The sequence below is a fragment of the Hydrogenophaga sp. A37 genome (assembly GCF_002001205.1).
Lineage (GTDB): Bacteria > Pseudomonadota > Gammaproteobacteria > Burkholderiales > Burkholderiaceae_C > Hydrogenophaga.
The window spans coordinates 26,697-40,808 of sequence record NZ_MUNZ01000071.1 but is presented as its reverse complement, the minus strand read 5'-3'; the positions used below and the strand labels follow the sequence as shown (position 1 = coordinate 40,808).

The window sequence follows — 14,112 nt, the reverse complement described above, 5'->3', positions numbered from 1 at the left end:
TCTTGCGACTCCGGTTCAGAGTACCTTGACCAGGTAGCTGATCTTGTTGATCATGCCGCGCACGGCAGGCGTGTCCTGCAGCTCGCTGGTGCTGTTGAGCTTGCGAAGGCCGAGGCCACGCACGGTGTCGCGGTGCGACTGCTTGGTACCAATGGGGCTGCGCACCAGTTGGACCTTGACGGTGTTTTGTGTGGTCATGATCGTTCCAATCAGCCCAGGATGTCTTCAACCGACTTGCCGCGCTTGGCGGCGACGCTGGCCGGCGTGGTCGAGTTCTGCAATGCGTCCAGCGTGGCCCGCACCAAGTTATAGGGATTGCTTGAGCCATGGCTTTTGGCCACGACGTCGGTGATGCCCAGCACTTCAAAAACGGCGCGCATTGGGCCACCAGCAATGATGCCGGTACCTTTTGCCGCAGGCAACATCATGACGTTGGAAGCACCGTGTTCGCCGTGCACGCTGTGGTGCAGGGAACCGTTCTTCAACGACACCTTGATCATGTTGCGACGCGCCTTTTCCATGGCTTTCTGCACGGCCACCGGAACTTCCTTGGCCTTGCCCTTGCCCATGCCAACGCGACCATCGCCGTCACCGACCACGGTCAGTGCTGCGAAGCCGAGAATGCGACCACCCTTGACCACCTTGGTCACGCGGTTGATCGCGATCATCTTCTCGCGCAGACCGTCGTCGCTCGCTTCGTTTTTTACATTAGCCGTAAATTTAGCCATTTTGTGTATTCCGTTTGATCAGAACTGCAGACCGGCTTCACGGGCCGCGTCTGCCAGGGCTTTCACCCGGCCGTGGTAAGCAAAACCGGAGCGGTCAAACGCCACTTTCTCGATACCTGCGGCTTTGGCCTTTTCAGCGATGCGCTTGCCAACCAGGGCAGCAGCAACGGCGTTGCCGCCTTTGCCAGCGCCACCGATCTGGGCACGCACTTCTGCTTCGGCCGTCGAAGCCGATGCCAGCACCTTGGAGCCGTCGTCGGAGATGACGCTGGCGTAGATGTGCAGGTTGGTGCGGTTCACGGTCAGGCGGACAGCGCCCTGTTGCGCAATGCGGATGCGCGTCTGACGGGCGCGGCGGAGACGTTGCTCTTTTTTGGTCAACATGATCCTGATCCTTATTTCTTCTTGGTTTCCTTGATCGTGATCTTCTCATCCGCATAACGGATGCCCTTGCCCTTGTAGGGTTCGGGAGGGCGCACTGCACGCACCTCAGAAGCGATCTGGCCCACGCGCTGACGGTCCGATCCCTTGATTAGGATCTCGGTCGGCGTGGGGGTTTCCACCTTGATGCCGGCTGGCATGTCCATCACCACGGGGTGCGAGTAGCCCACCGTGAGGTTGAGCTTGGCGCCTTGAGCCTGGGCTTTGTAACCCACACCGATCAGCGTCAGCTTCTTTTCGAAGCCCTTGCTCACACCATTGACCATGTTGTTCACCAGCTGACGCATGGTGCCGGACATGGCATTGGCTTCGCGAGATTCGTTCACCGGGGTGAACGACAGCGAGCCAGCGTTGTTTTCCACCTTGACCAGCGCGTTCTGCGCCAGCGCCAGGGCACCCAGGGCACCCTTGACGTTGATCAGGTTGTCGTTGACGGCCACTTCCACCCCGGCAGGGACAGAAACAGGCTGCTTTCCAATACGTGACATTTCAGTAGCTCCTCAATGCCCGCATCAGGCGACGTAACACAGGACTTCACCACCGACACCGGTGGCGCGTGCCTTGCGGTCGGTCATCACACCTTGGGGCGTGGTGACGATCGCCACACCCAGGCCATTCTGGACCTGGGGGATGGCGTTGCGGCCACGGTAGACACGCAGACCAGGACGGCTCACGCGCTCAATGCGCTCGATCACAGGACGGCCAGCGTAGTACTTGAGAGCAATCTCAAGTTCGTTCTTGCCATCATTGCTCTTGACCTGGAATCCGTCGATGTAACCCTCGTCCTTCAGGACCTGGGCAATCGCGGCTTTGACCTTGGAGGCCGGCATCGTGACGCTGGCTTTTTCAACCATTTGTGCGTTGCGGATGCGGGTCAACATGTCAGCGATAGGATCACTCATGCTCATTTGTGGTTCTCCTAGTGCTTACCAGCTGGCTTTGGTGATGCCGGGAATTTCACCGGCAAAAGCCATTTCGCGAACCTTGGCGCGAGCCAGGCCGAAGTGGGCAAAGGTGCCACGCGGACGACCAGTGATCTCGCAGCGGTTGCGCTGACGGGTCGGGTTCGCGTTGCGGGGCAGCTTCTGCAGCGCCAGACGGGCTGCATCACGCTCTTCGTCAGAATGCTTGGCACTGGTCGAAACCGACTTGAGCTCAGCGTATTTCTTGGCGAACTTGGCTGCGAGTTTTTCGCGCTTGATTTCGCGTTGGAGTAGTGCTTGTTTAGCCACGCGCCACCTCAGTTCTTGAACGGGAAACGGAAACCAACCAACAGAGCCTTGCACTCTGCATCGTTTTTGGCGGTCGTCGTGATGCTGATGTTGAGGCCGCGCAAGGCATCCACCTTGTCGTACTCGATCTCAGGGAAAATGATCTGCTCTTTGACGCCGATGTTGTAGTTGCCACGGCCGTCAAATGCCTTGCCCGAAATACCGCGGAAGTCGCGCACCCGGGGCAGCGCCACGGTGACGAAACGATCGAGGAATTCGTACATACGGGCGCCGCGCAGGGTGACCATGCAACCAATGGGCTGCTGCTCACGGATCTTGAAACCCGCGATGGCCTTGCGGGCCTTGGTCACCACCGGCTTCTGGCCAGCGATCTTGGCCAGGTCGCCCACGGCGTTGTCCATGACCTTCTTGTCGGCAACCGCCTCGCTCACGCCCATGTTGAGCGTGATCTTGGTGATGCGAGGCACTTCCATGACCGATTTGTAGCCGAACTGCTCGACCAGGCCAGGAGCGATCTTGTCGCGATAGATTTCTTGCAAGCGTGTCATGTTCAGGCCGCCTTGATTTCGTCGCCGCTGGACTTGAAGACGCGCACTTTTTTGCCGTCCGCCAGAAGCTTGATGCCCACACGATCAGCCTTGCCCGTGGCGCCATTGAAGATGGCCACATTGGACTGGTGAATCGGCATGGTCTTTTCCACGATGCCGCCGGTCACACCCTTCATGGGGTTCGGCTTGGCATGCTTCTTCACGATGTTGACGCCTTCGACGAGCAACTTGCTGTCGTCGGCACGCAGCACCACCTTACCGCGCTTGCCCTTGTCGCGGCCGGCAATCACGATGACTTCATCGCCACTACGGAGTTTGTTCATGGTGATTCCTCAGAGAACCTCAGGCGCCAAGGACACGATCTTCATGAACTTTTCAGTGCGCAACTCGCGCGTCACCGGTCCGAAGATGCGGGTGCCGATGGGCTCCAGCTTGGCATTGAGCAACACAGCTGCGTTGCCATCGAATTTGATCAGAGCGCCGTCTTGACGACGGATGCCCTTGGCGGTGCGAACCACCACAGCGTTGTACACCTCGCCTTTTTTGACGCGGCCACGGGGCGCTGCTTCTTTGATGGTGACTTTGATGACGTCACCAACGCTGGCGTACCGGCGCTTGGAGCCACCGAGCACCTTGATGCACATCACGGATTTGGCACCCGTGTTGTCAGCAACATCGAGTCGAGATTGCGTTTGGATCATTTGATTTAAGTCCCAACTTGAATCCCTTCGGCCACCACGGCCGAAAGTGATCAGTCTTGGGCCCGTCGTTGCCAGTCACGATTGATTTGCAGACTTACTGCTCACCAAGTCACAACCAGCGTCGCTGGGCGGATACTTCACTTTTAGGAGCGAAGCCGTAGATTATTGCACTGCATTTTTAGCTTGTCAACCAACTCTCGTGTTTTGCACTCACAAATGTGTGGCTGCGGGCAGATAGTGGGCGCACAGCGCCTCGAAATAGGCCAAGGCAGGCGCGGTGCAGCGCTCGTCTTCCATGATCGCTGCCACCGCGGGAGCCATCCTGGCGGCCCTTCTTGCATCGAGAAATAGGGCGCGCCAACGGCGGGCCAGAACGTCTTCCACTGTGTGTGCGTGCTCACATCGAACGGCGTACCGCACCATGGCCTCGGTCAGACCCATGCCCAGTTCGCGCGAAACGCCCGGGCACCGGGCCACCTGATGCGCCCGGGTGCCGTAGATATGGGGTCCGGGCATCTGGTGCAAGGGCGTGGCGTGGGTTCGCGCGTCGGGCGCACCGACCAGGGTGTGGCGCTCGCTCAATCCGCCTGCGCGGGCTGGCAAAAGCGCACTGGCAAAGCAACGCTGGAGCACGTCCTCGGCCATGGCCCGGTAGGTGGTCCACTTGCCACCGGTGACCGTGACCAGCCCATTGCCGTCGACCACGATGGTGTGTTCGCGCGACAACACCTTGGTACCACCCTCGGCGGTGGACGGTGGCGCGACCAAGGGACGCAGGCCCACCCAGATGCTTCGGATGTCCTCGGTGCGAACCGGGCGGCTCAGCACCCTGCCCGCCTCGCCGAGGATGAAATCGAGCTCCTCGGAGAACGCCTGCGGCTCGCGCGGTAGATCCTGGCGCGGTGTGTCGGTGGTGCCGAGAATCAGCTTGCCCAGCCAGGGCACGGCGAACAGCACGCGGCCGTCGCGGGTCTTGGGTACCAGCAGGGCGTGGTCACCCGGCATGAATTCGCGGTCCACCACGACGTGAACACCTTGACTCGGGCTCACCATGCGCTCGGGCAGCGGGTCCTGGCCTACGCGGCAGGCCTTGGCGCGCAGATCGTCCACCCAGACCCCGGTGGCATTCACCACACACCGGGCTCTGACACGGTGAAGATCGCCGGTGAGCACGTCACGCACCTCCAGCTCGGTCAGGGCGGGCGAGGCATCGGGCTGGCGCTGGATGCCCGTGACCTGCGCGTAGTTGACCACCCGGGCGCCAGCGGCCTCTGCGGTAAGGGCCAGCGTCAGCGCCAGGCGGGCGTCGTCAAACTGCCCATCCCAATAGCGCACACCACCACGCAACCCCTGCGGGTTGACGCCGGGCAGCGCGGCCAGGGTCTCGGCCCGTGACAGGAAGGCGGTGCGGCCCAGGCCGGCACGACCGGCCATGAGGTCGTACAGCTTGAGCCCCGCGCCGTAGAACGGCGTCTGCCACCAGCCGTAGGACGGCATGACAAAGGGGAGCGGCTGGGCCAGGTGGGGCGCGATGCGCAGCACCGTGGCGCGTTCGGCCAAGGCTTCGCGCACCAGGGCCACGTTGCCCTGTGCAAGGTAGCGCACGCCGCCGTGCAGCAGCTTGGTGGAGCGGGAAGAGGTGCCGCCAGCGAAGTCCTGGGACTCCAGCAAGGCGACGGAGAAACCGCGCAGCGCTGCATCGAGTGCGACGCCCAAGCCTGTCGCGCCGCCACCGACCACCACCAGGTCGAAAACAGCTTGCTGGGCCAGCGATTGAAGCAGTTCTGCGCGTGTCATGAATGGGGAGGTGACCGCATGCGCCGCTGAGCGCATGCGGTGGGTTGCAACAACGTCAGATCAACAGGAACGCATCAACGCGCCTTGCCGGCCTTCCAGGCGTCCAGCAGGGACTGGTAGGCGATGGTTTCACCCTTGGGCTTTTCGTTGGCCAGCTTGGCCCACGGCGCCTGCTTGGTGCTCAGCCACTTGGCGGCGTCTTCCTTCTTGTTGAGCTTGGGCGCGCACTTGGCCATGCCGGCACGTTCCAGGCGGGCCATCACGTCGTCCATCTCTTTGGCCAGGTTGTCCATCGCGCCCTGCGGGGTCTTTTCACCCGTCACGGCCTGGGCCACGTTTTTCCACCACAGCTGGGCCAGCTTGGGGTAGTCGGGCACATTGGTCCCGGTCGGGCTCCAGGCCACGCGGGCCGGGCTGCGGTAGAACTCGACCAGGCCACCCAGCTTGGGCGCCATGTCGGTCATGGCCTTGCTCTGGATATCGGACTCGCGGATCGGGGTCAGGCCAACCATGGTCTTCTTCAGACTGGTGGTCTTGGCGGTCACGAACTGGGCGTAGAGCCAGGCGGCGGCCGTCTTGTTGGCGTCGTGATTGGCAAAGAAGGTCCACGAACCCACGTCCTGATAGCCGTTCTGCATGCCCTGCTTCCAGTACGGGCCGTTGGGGCCTGGAGCCATGCGCCACTTCGGCGTGCCGTCCTCATTCACCACCGGCAGACCCTTTTTGGTCATGTCGGCGGTGAAGGCCGTGTACCAGAAGATCTGCTGCGCGATTTGGCCCTGAGCAGGCACGGGACCGGCTTCGCCGAAGGTCATGCCCGAAGCTTCCTTGGGCGCGTACTTTTTCATCCAGTCCACGTACTTGGTCAGCGCGTACACGGCCGCCGGCGAATTGGTGGCGCCGCCACGCTCGACCGAGGCGCCCACGGGCGTGCACTTGTCGTCGGCGACACGGATGCCCCACTCGTCGATCGGCAGGCCATTGGGTGCGCCGATGTCGGCGGTGCCGGCCATTGACAGCCAGGCATCGGTGAAACGCCAGCCCAGCGACGGGTCCTTTTTGCCGTAGTCCATGTGCCCGTAGATCGCCTTGCCGTCGATGGTCTTCACGTCATTGGTGAAGAACTCGGCAATGTCTTCGTAGGCGCTCCAGTTCAGCGGCACGCCCAGGTCGTAACCGTACTTGGCCTTGAACTTGTCCTTGATGTCCTTGCGCTCGAACAGGTCGGCGCGGAACCAGTACAGGTTGGCGAACTGCTGGTCGGGCAACTGATAGAGCTTGCCGTCGGGCGCGGTGGTGAACTTGGTGCCGATGAAGTCCTTGATGTCGATGCCGGGGTTGGTGAAGTCCTTGCCCGCGCCGGCCATGTAGTCGGTCAGGTTCAGGACCTTGCCGTAGCGGTAGTGGGTGCCGATCAGGTCGGAGTCGGAGATCCAGCCGTCGTAGATCGACTTGCCCGACTGCATCGAGGTCTGCAGCTTCTCGACCACGTCGCCTTCCTGGATCAGGTCGTGTTTGACCTTGATGCCCGTGATCTCCTCGAAGGCCTTGGCCATGGTCTTGGACTCGTACTCATGGGTGGTGATGGTTTCGGACACCACCGAGATTTCCTTCACGCCCTTGGCCTGCAGCTTCTTGGCAGCATCGATGAACCACTTCATCTCGGCGGTCTGCTGGTCCTTGCTCAGCGTTGAGGGCTGGAACTCGGCGTCGATCCACTTCTTGGCGGCGGCCTCATCGGCCCACGCTGCCTGGGAACCCACGGCGCAGGCGGCTGCCAGCGCGAGGGTGGAGTAACGAAACTTCATGAATGTCTCCTTCTTTCGGGTGGATGAATGTGTTGCTGCCCCGCATGGCGGTGGGTGACCACGGCCCCGGGGCAGCGCCGGGCCGTATTCCCTCGAACCACTCAGCCTTTGCGCATCACCAGGGCCAGTGCGGCCATGGACAACACGAAGCTGAACCAGATGCTCGGATCCTCGGAGAGCGAGAACCACTCCGCGAAGTGGCCCGACATGCCGACGAAAGCCAGGTTGATGTAGGCCGCGCTAAGCAGGCCGATGAAGAGCCGGTCGCCACGTGTGGTGGCAATCGGCAGAAAACCCTTGCGCATCGTGGTGGGCGACTTGAGCTCCCAGAACGTCATGCCCGCGAGCATGAACACGATGCAGGTGAAGAAAACGGCCACCGGCGTGGTCCAAGCCATCCACTCAAACATCAAACTCTCCCCATGGCGAAGCCCTTGGCGATGTAGTGCCGGACGAACCAAATCACGATCGCGCCGGGCACGATGGTCAACACGCCGGCAGCGGCCAGCGTGGCCCAGTCCATGCCGCTCGCGCTCACGGTGCGCGTCATGGTGGCCACGATGGGCTTGGCGTTGACGCTGGTGAGCGTGCGCGCCATGAGCAGCTCCACCCAGCTGAACATGAAGCAGAAGAAGGCCGCCACGCCCACGCCGGCCTTGATCAGGGGCAGGAAGATGGTCAGGAAGAAGCGCGGAAAGCTGTAGCCGTCGATGTAGGCGGTCTCGTCAATTTCACGCGGGATGCCCGACATGAAGCCTTCGAGAATCCACACCGCCAACGGCACGTTGAACAGCAGGTGCGCCAGCGCCACCGCGATGTGCGTGTCCATCAGTCCCACGGTGGTGTAGAGCTGGAAGAACGGCAGCAGGAACACCGCCGGCGGCGTCATGCGGTTGGTGAGCAGCCAGAAGAAGACGTGCTTGTCGCCGAGGAAGCTGTAGCGCGAGAACGCGTAGGCCGCCGGCAGCGCCACGGTCAGCGAGATCACCGTGTTGATGCCCACGTAGATCAGGCTGTTGATGTAGCCGGAGTACCAGCTCTCGTCGGTGAAGATCAGCTGGTAGTTGTCCCAGGTGAACGCCTGCGGCCAAAGGCTGAAGCTGGAGACGATCTCTTCGTTGGTCTTGAAGCTCATGTTGACCATCCAGTAGATGGGCAGCAAGGCAAAGACCAAGTAGGCGATGAGGAACAACGTCCTCTTTTTGAATCTGCGATCGTTCACGATTGCACCTCTTTCTCTGCTTCACCGAGGCGTTGCATCCAGTTGTAGAGCACGAAGCAGAACAGCAGGATGATGAGGAAATAGATCAGCGAGAACGCGGCGGCGGGGCCGAGATCGAACTGCCCCACGGCCTTCTGCGTCAGGTACTGGCTGAGGAAGGTCGTGGCGTTGCCGGGTCCGCCGCCGGTCAACACAAAGGGCTCTGTGTAGATCATGAAACTGTCCATGAAGCGCAGCAGCACCGCGATCATCAGCACGCCGCGCATCTTGGGCAGCTGGATGTAGCGGAACACCGCGAACTTGCTGGCGCCATCGATGCGCGCGGCCTGGTAGTAGGCGTCGGGAATGCTGCGCAGTCCGGCGTAGGCCAGCAGCGCCACCAGCGGCGTCCAGTGCCAGATGTCCATCAGCAGCACGGTGAGCCAGGCGTGCAAGGCGTCACCGGTGTAGCTGTACTCGATGCCAAGGGTCTGCAGCGTGTGGCCCATCAGCCCAATGTCGGCACGGCCAAAGATCTGCCAGATCGTGCCCACCACGTTCCACGGGATCAGCAGCGACAGCGCCACGATCACCAGCGTGGCCGAGGCCTTCCAGCCGTCGGCCGGCATGGACAGCGCCAGCGCGATGCCCAGCGGAATCTCCACCAGCAGCACGGCACCCGAGAACTTCAACTGGTTCCAGAGCGCGGCGTGCAGGTCTTCGTCGCGCATGACGGCGGCAAACCACTCGGTGCCGACGAAGACGCGGCGCTCGGGCGAAATGATGTCCTGCACCGAGTAGTTCACCACCGTCATCAGCGGCAGGATGGCCGAGAAGGCCACGCAGACCAGGACCGGCAGGATCAGGAACCAGGCCTTCTGGTTGACAGGTTTGGTTGTTGTGCTCATTCGAATACCTCCGTGCGTTGCACTGCGGCGCGAGCTTGCTTGGGGCGGCCCTGCGCTGCGCTCATGCGACGAGCTCCTCGTTCTTGTAATAGCAGGTGTGTTCGCCCACCACCTGCAAACCGACGGCGGCACCGAGGGCCGGCAGGGCCGCGTCGGGCGCCAGTCGGGCTTTCACCGCCTGACCGGCCGATTCCAGCGTCACCAGAAAGTAGGTGCCGATGTCCTGCACCTGGCGCACGGTGGCGGGCAGCGTGCCGGGCTGGCCCTGCGGGCCGATCACCAGGTACTCGGGGCGGATGCCCAGACGCAGCTCGCCGTCGGGCAAGCGCTGACCGCCGTCGGGCATGGCCTGCCCGTCCACCTGCACCCGCCCTCCGCTCACGCTCGCGGGCAGGAAGTTCATGCCCGGCGAGCCGATGAAGTGACCGACGAAGGTGTGGGCCGGGCGCTCGAACAGCGCGTCGGGTGTGCCCAGCTGCACCACCTTGCCGCGTGTCATGACCACCACCTGGTCCGCGAAAGTCAGGGCCTCGACCTGGTCGTGTGTGACATAAATCAGCGTGAGCTTCAACTCGTGGTGAATCTGCTTGAGCTTGCGGCGCAACTGCCATTTCAGGTGCGGGTCGATCACGGTCAGCGGCTCGTCGAACAGCACGGCCGACACGTCTGGCCGCACCAGGCCACGGCCCAGCGAGATCTTCTGTTTCTGGTCAGCGGAGAGGCCGGCCGCGCGCATGTCGAGCTGGTGGCTCATCTCCAGCATCTCGGCGATCTGGCCCACGCGGGTCTTGATCTGCTCGTCCGGCACTTTGCGGTTCTTCAGCGGAAAGGCCAGGTTCTCAGCCACGGTCATGGTGTCGTAGATCACCGGGAACTGGAACACCTGGGCGATGTTGCGCTGCTGCGGTGTGGCACGCGTCATGTCCTGGCCGTCGAACTTCACCGTGCCGTGTGAGGGCACGAGCAGGCCGGACATGATGTTGAGCATGGTGGTCTTGCCACAGCCCGAGGGGCCGAGCAGGGCGTAGGCGCCGCCGTCTTCGAAGCTCATCTTCAAAGGCAGCAGCGCGTAGTCGCCATCGGCCTTCGGGTTCGGCTTGTAGGAGTGGGCGAGGTCGAGGTCGATGCGGCTCATGTCAGGACTCCCGCCGGGCCGCCCCAAGGGAGGCTTGCGCCCCCTCGGGGGGCAGTGAACGAAGTGAACGTGGGGGCGCCATGTCCACCTTCCGGCGCTCGGGGGCAAACAGCAGGTCGCCGGCGTCATTGAAGACATACACCTGCGCGGGGTTCACGTGCAGCGTGATCGCGCTGCCCAGCGCGAAGTCGTGCACGCCGGTGAGCTGGGCCACGATCTCGCCGACCGCTGTGTGCACGTGCACGAAGGTGTCGGAGCCGGAGATTTCGGCCAGCTCCACGGTGCCTGGCAGTGCCACGTCGCCCGGGCGGGCCGCCACGCGCACGGCGCTGGCGCGGATGCCCAGGGTCAATGCGCGGCTCGCGTGGGGCGGCAGGTTCACCGCCAGCAGCAGGCCGCCACTGAGACGCGCGCCGCCCTCTGCGACCTCGGCCGACAGCAGGTTCATCGGCGGGTCGCTGAAGGCCCGCGCCACGCGCAGCGAGTTGGGACGGTGGAAGACCTCGGCCGTGGGGCCGTACTGCAGCAGCTCGCCCGCGTCCATCACCGCCGTGTAGCCCCCCAGCAGCAGGGCCTCACCCGGCTCGGTGGTGGCGTAGATGACGGTGGAGTCGCCAGCGGCGAACAGCTGGGTCAGCTCCTCGCGCAGTTCTTCGCGCAGCTTGTAGTCCAGGTTCACCAGGGGTTCGTCGAGCAGCATCAGCGGCGCGTTCTTGGCCAGGGCGCGCGCCAAGGCCACACGCTGCTGCTGGCCGCCCGAGAGCTCGGCGGGCAGGCGGTCGAGAAAGATGTCGATGTGCAGCCGATCGGCCAGCTCGCGCACCCGGCGGTCCACGTCGGCCCTGGATTGCCCACTCAGTTTGAGCGGCGAGGCAATGTTGTCAAACACCGTCATCGAGGGGTAGTTGATGAACTGCTGGTAGACCATGGCCACGTTGCGCTCGCGCACCGGCATGCCGGTCACGTCGCGCCCGTCCACCAGCACGCGGCCCGTGGTCGGCACGTCGAGGCCGGCCATGATGCGCATCAGGCTGGTCTTGCCCGCCTGCGTCGCACCCAGCAACACCGTGACGGCGTTCGGCGCGGGGATCAGGCTCATGGGATAGAGGTGGGCCGCGGGCCCGACCGTCTTGCCCACTTGCTCCAGGGATAACTGCATGGATCGTCCAGAAAAGGGCCTGAGGCCGTTGTTTTGTTTTCGTTTCGGCGATTCTATTGTTCGTTTATGTTCTTCTAGTTTCGGTATTTACCCTTAACCGGCGATTTTCCTTTTCCGTTATGTTCGGGTCATAGCTTTCTGACTGCTCTCACCTCATGAACCTGGCCCCCCGACACACATTGCTGCTGAACGTGGTGCGCACCCACGGTCCGCAGACCATTGAAGCTTTGGCCGAGCGTTTCGGCGTGACCCTGCAGACGGTGCGCCGCGACGTGCAGCGCCTGGCCGAGGCCGGGCTGCTCTCGCGTTTTCACGGCGGCGTGCGCCTGCCGGGCTCGACCACCGAAAACATCGCTTACCGCCAGCGGCAAGCGATGGAGTCAGACGCCAAGGCGCGCATCGCTCGCGCCATCGCGCAGCGCGTGCCCCACGGCTGCTCGCTGATCCTCAACATCGGCACGACCATCGAGGCCGTGGCCCACGAGCTGATGCACCACCGGGGTCTGCGCGTGATCACCAACAACCTGCACGTGGCCGCCTTGATGAGCAGCAACCCGGACTGTGAGGTCATCGTGGCCGGCGGCCTGGTGCGCGGCGCCGACCAGGGCATCGTGGGCGAGGCCACGGTGGACTTCATGCGCCAGTTCAAGGTCGACATCGGCCTGATCGGCATCAGCGCCATCGAGGCCGACGGCACGCTGCGCGACTTCGACTACCGCGAGGTCAAAGTGGCGCGAACCATCATCGAACAGTCGCGCGAGGTCTGGCTCGCGGCCGACCGCAGCAAGTTCAACCGCCCGGCCATGGTGGAGCTGGCGCGGCTGAACGAGGTGGACGTGGTGTTCACCGACGAGACCCCGCCCCCGCCGTTCGACACCCTGCTGGCCCAGGGCGACGTGGAATGCGTCGTCGCCTGACCCTTTCGACACAACAGACGAGACATCCCATGAGTTACCTGCTGGCCCTGGACCAGGGCACCTCCAGTTCGCGCAGCATCGTGTTCGACCCCGCCGGCCGCGTGGTCGCCATGTCGCAGCGCGAGTTCCGCCAGATCTACCCACAACCCGGCTGGGTCGAGCACGACCCGCGCGATCTCTGGACCACGCAGCTGGAGACGGCGCGCGAGGCGCTGGCCAAGGCGGGGCTGAAGGCGGCCGACATCCGTGCCGTGGGCATCACCAACCAGCGCGAGACCACCGTGGTCTGGAACCGCAAGACCGGCGAGCCGGTCTACAACGCCATCGTCTGGCAGGACCGCCGCGCCGAAAGCACCTGCGTGGCGCTGCGCGAGCGCGGGCTCTCTGACACCGTGTTGCAGAAAACCGGCCTGCGCATCGACGCCTATTTTTCGGGCACCAAGCTGCAGTGGATCCTCGACCACGTGCCCGGCGCGCGCGCCCAGGCCGAGGCCGGCGAGCTGGCCTTCGGCACGGTGGACAGCTGGCTGATCTGGCAGCTCACCGGCGGCGCGGCGCATGTCACCGACCACAGCAACGCGGCACGCACCATGCTGTTCAACATCCACACACAGCGCTGGGACGACGAGCTGCTGCAAGCCATGCACATCCCGGCGACCATGATGCCCACCGCCCTGCCCTCCAGCGCCCACTTCGGCGAGGTGCGCTCCGAGTGGCTGGGTGCGCCGCTGGTGATCGGCGGCGTGGCGGGCGACCAGCAGAGCGCGCTGTTCGGTCAGGCCTGCTTCCAGGCCGGCATGGCCAAGAACACCTACGGCACCGGCTGCTTCATGCTGATGCACAACGGCGAGCGTTTCCAGACCAGCCAGAACGGCCTGATCACCACTGCCGCCGCGCAGCCGCCCGGCAAGCCGCAGTACGCATTCGAGGGCAGCGTCTTCATCGGGGGCGCCGTGGTGCAGTGGCTGCGCGACGGGCTGCGTGCCATCCCCTCCAGCAGCGAGGTGCAGGCGCTGGCCGAGAGCGTGCCCGACGCCGGCGGCGTGATCATGGTGCCGGCCTTTACCGGCCTGGGCGCGCCCTACTGGCAGCCCGAGAGCCGCGGCGCCATCGTCGGCCTCACGCGCGGCAGCACCATCGCCCACATCGCGCGCGCCGCGCTGGAGAGCATCGCCTTCCAGAGCGCCGCCCTGCTCGACGCCATGAGCCGCGACGCTGTCGCCAGCGGCGGCGTGCCGGTGGCCGAGCTGCGCGTGGACGGCGGTGCCTGCGTCAATGACCTGCTGATGCAGATCCAGGCCGACCTGCTGGGCATCCCGGTGGTGCGCCCCGCCGTGATCGAGACCACCGCCCTCGGCGCGGCCTACCTGGCCGGCCTGCAGTGTGGTCTGTACGCCGGGCAGGACGAGCTCTCCAAACAGTGGCGCGCCGAGCGCACGTTTCATCCGACGCTGTCGCGCGAGCGGGCCGCCGAAAAAATGGCCGAGTGGGAACACGCTGTCAGGCAGACGACGGCAGTTTGAGCGCCGGTGGCAGC

Annotated in this window: 18 protein-coding genes; 2 read left to right on the top strand and 16 right to left on the bottom strand. The window is 63.8% G+C overall.

Annotation, left to right across the window (positions count from 1 at the left end; all coding sequences use genetic code 11):
* Nucleotides 1–15: 15 nt before the first annotated feature.
* From rpmD to B0E41_RS05235, 16 genes are all read right to left on the bottom strand, one after another.
* Complete coding sequence (rpmD, locus tag B0E41_RS05310; protein ID WP_056268982.1) at nucleotides 16–198, bottom strand: 50S ribosomal protein L30; 183 nt, start codon at nucleotides 196–198, stop codon at nucleotides 16–18.
* Between the two features lie 11 nt (nucleotides 199–209).
* Nucleotides 210–728 carry a 30S ribosomal protein S5 gene (gene rpsE / locus B0E41_RS05305; RefSeq protein WP_077329685.1) on the bottom strand — a complete coding sequence of 173 codons (519 nt, stop codon included), beginning with the start codon at nucleotides 726–728 and terminating at the stop codon, nucleotides 210–212.
* Between the two features lie 18 nt (nucleotides 729–746).
* Entirely contained in the window at nucleotides 747–1,112 is a 366-nt protein-coding gene (gene rplR / locus B0E41_RS05300; RefSeq protein ID WP_077329683.1) for a 50S ribosomal protein L18, read from the bottom strand.
* An 11-nt stretch (nucleotides 1,113–1,123) separates the two neighbouring features.
* Entirely contained in the window at nucleotides 1,124–1,657 is a 534-nt protein-coding gene (gene rplF / locus B0E41_RS05295) for a 50S ribosomal protein L6 (RefSeq protein ID WP_077329681.1), read from the bottom strand.
* Between the two features lie 24 nt (nucleotides 1,658–1,681).
* Entirely contained in the window at nucleotides 1,682–2,077 is a 396-nt protein-coding gene (rpsH, locus tag B0E41_RS05290) for a 30S ribosomal protein S8 (protein ID WP_077329679.1), read from the bottom strand.
* A gap of 18 nt (nucleotides 2,078–2,095) precedes the next feature.
* Nucleotides 2,096–2,401 (bottom strand): 30S ribosomal protein S14, encoded by a 306-nt coding sequence (rpsN, locus tag B0E41_RS05285; protein ID WP_077329677.1) that lies wholly within the window; start codon nucleotides 2,399–2,401, stop codon nucleotides 2,096–2,098.
* A gap of 8 nt (nucleotides 2,402–2,409) precedes the next feature.
* On the bottom strand, nucleotides 2,410–2,949 hold the full coding sequence (gene rplE / locus B0E41_RS05280; protein WP_077329675.1) for a 50S ribosomal protein L5: 540 nt from the start codon (nucleotides 2,947–2,949) through the stop codon (nucleotides 2,410–2,412).
* 2 nt (nucleotides 2,950–2,951) lie between these two features.
* Complete coding sequence (gene rplX / locus B0E41_RS05275) at nucleotides 2,952–3,272, bottom strand: 50S ribosomal protein L24 (protein WP_077329673.1); 321 nt, start codon at nucleotides 3,270–3,272, stop codon at nucleotides 2,952–2,954.
* A gap of 9 nt (nucleotides 3,273–3,281) precedes the next feature.
* Complete coding sequence (gene rplN, locus B0E41_RS05270; RefSeq protein WP_056268999.1) at nucleotides 3,282–3,650, bottom strand: 50S ribosomal protein L14; 369 nt, start codon at nucleotides 3,648–3,650, stop codon at nucleotides 3,282–3,284.
* A gap of 210 nt (nucleotides 3,651–3,860) precedes the next feature.
* A complete protein-coding gene (locus B0E41_RS05265; RefSeq protein ID WP_077329730.1) occupies nucleotides 3,861–5,447 on the bottom strand; it encodes a glycerol-3-phosphate dehydrogenase/oxidase in 1,587 nt (528 codons plus the stop codon).
* Between the two features lie 74 nt (nucleotides 5,448–5,521).
* Nucleotides 5,522–7,255, bottom strand: coding sequence for an ABC transporter substrate-binding protein (locus B0E41_RS05260; protein ID WP_077329671.1), 1,734 nt, complete (start codon nucleotides 7,253–7,255; stop codon nucleotides 5,522–5,524).
* 101 nt (nucleotides 7,256–7,356) lie between these two features.
* Nucleotides 7,357–7,665, bottom strand: coding sequence for a DUF2160 domain-containing protein (locus B0E41_RS05255; protein ID WP_077329669.1), 309 nt, complete (start codon nucleotides 7,663–7,665; stop codon nucleotides 7,357–7,359).
* Complete coding sequence (locus B0E41_RS05250; protein ID WP_077329667.1) at nucleotides 7,665–8,477, bottom strand: carbohydrate ABC transporter permease; 813 nt, start codon at nucleotides 8,475–8,477, stop codon at nucleotides 7,665–7,667. Before B0E41_RS05250 ends, B0E41_RS05255 begins: the two co-directional genes overlap by 1 nt.
* On the bottom strand, nucleotides 8,474–9,364 hold the full coding sequence (locus B0E41_RS05245; protein WP_077329665.1) for a sugar ABC transporter permease: 891 nt from the start codon (nucleotides 9,362–9,364) through the stop codon (nucleotides 8,474–8,476). The genes B0E41_RS05250 and B0E41_RS05245 overlap by 4 nt, the downstream gene beginning before the upstream one ends.
* Nucleotides 9,365–9,425: 61 nt before the next feature.
* Nucleotides 9,426–10,499, bottom strand: coding sequence for an ABC transporter ATP-binding protein (locus tag B0E41_RS05240; RefSeq protein WP_077329663.1), 1,074 nt, complete (start codon nucleotides 10,497–10,499; stop codon nucleotides 9,426–9,428).
* 1 nt (nucleotide 10,500) lies between these two features.
* Nucleotides 10,501–11,658, bottom strand: a complete 1,158-nt coding sequence (locus B0E41_RS05235; protein WP_077329661.1) for an ABC transporter ATP-binding protein — start codon at nucleotides 11,656–11,658, stop codon at nucleotides 10,501–10,503.
* Nucleotides 11,659–11,813: 155 nt separating this feature from the next.
* Between B0E41_RS05235 and B0E41_RS05230 the strand changes: the two genes are divergently transcribed.
* Nucleotides 11,814–12,575: a DeoR family transcriptional regulator gene (locus B0E41_RS05230; protein WP_077329659.1), complete on the top strand. Its 762-nt coding sequence runs from the start codon at nucleotides 11,814–11,816 to the stop codon at nucleotides 12,573–12,575.
* 29 nt (nucleotides 12,576–12,604) lie between these two features.
* Nucleotides 12,605–14,098, top strand: coding sequence for a glycerol kinase GlpK (glpK, locus tag B0E41_RS05225; protein ID WP_077329657.1), 1,494 nt, complete (start codon nucleotides 12,605–12,607; stop codon nucleotides 14,096–14,098).
* Nucleotides 14,099–14,112: the final 14 nt, after the last annotated feature.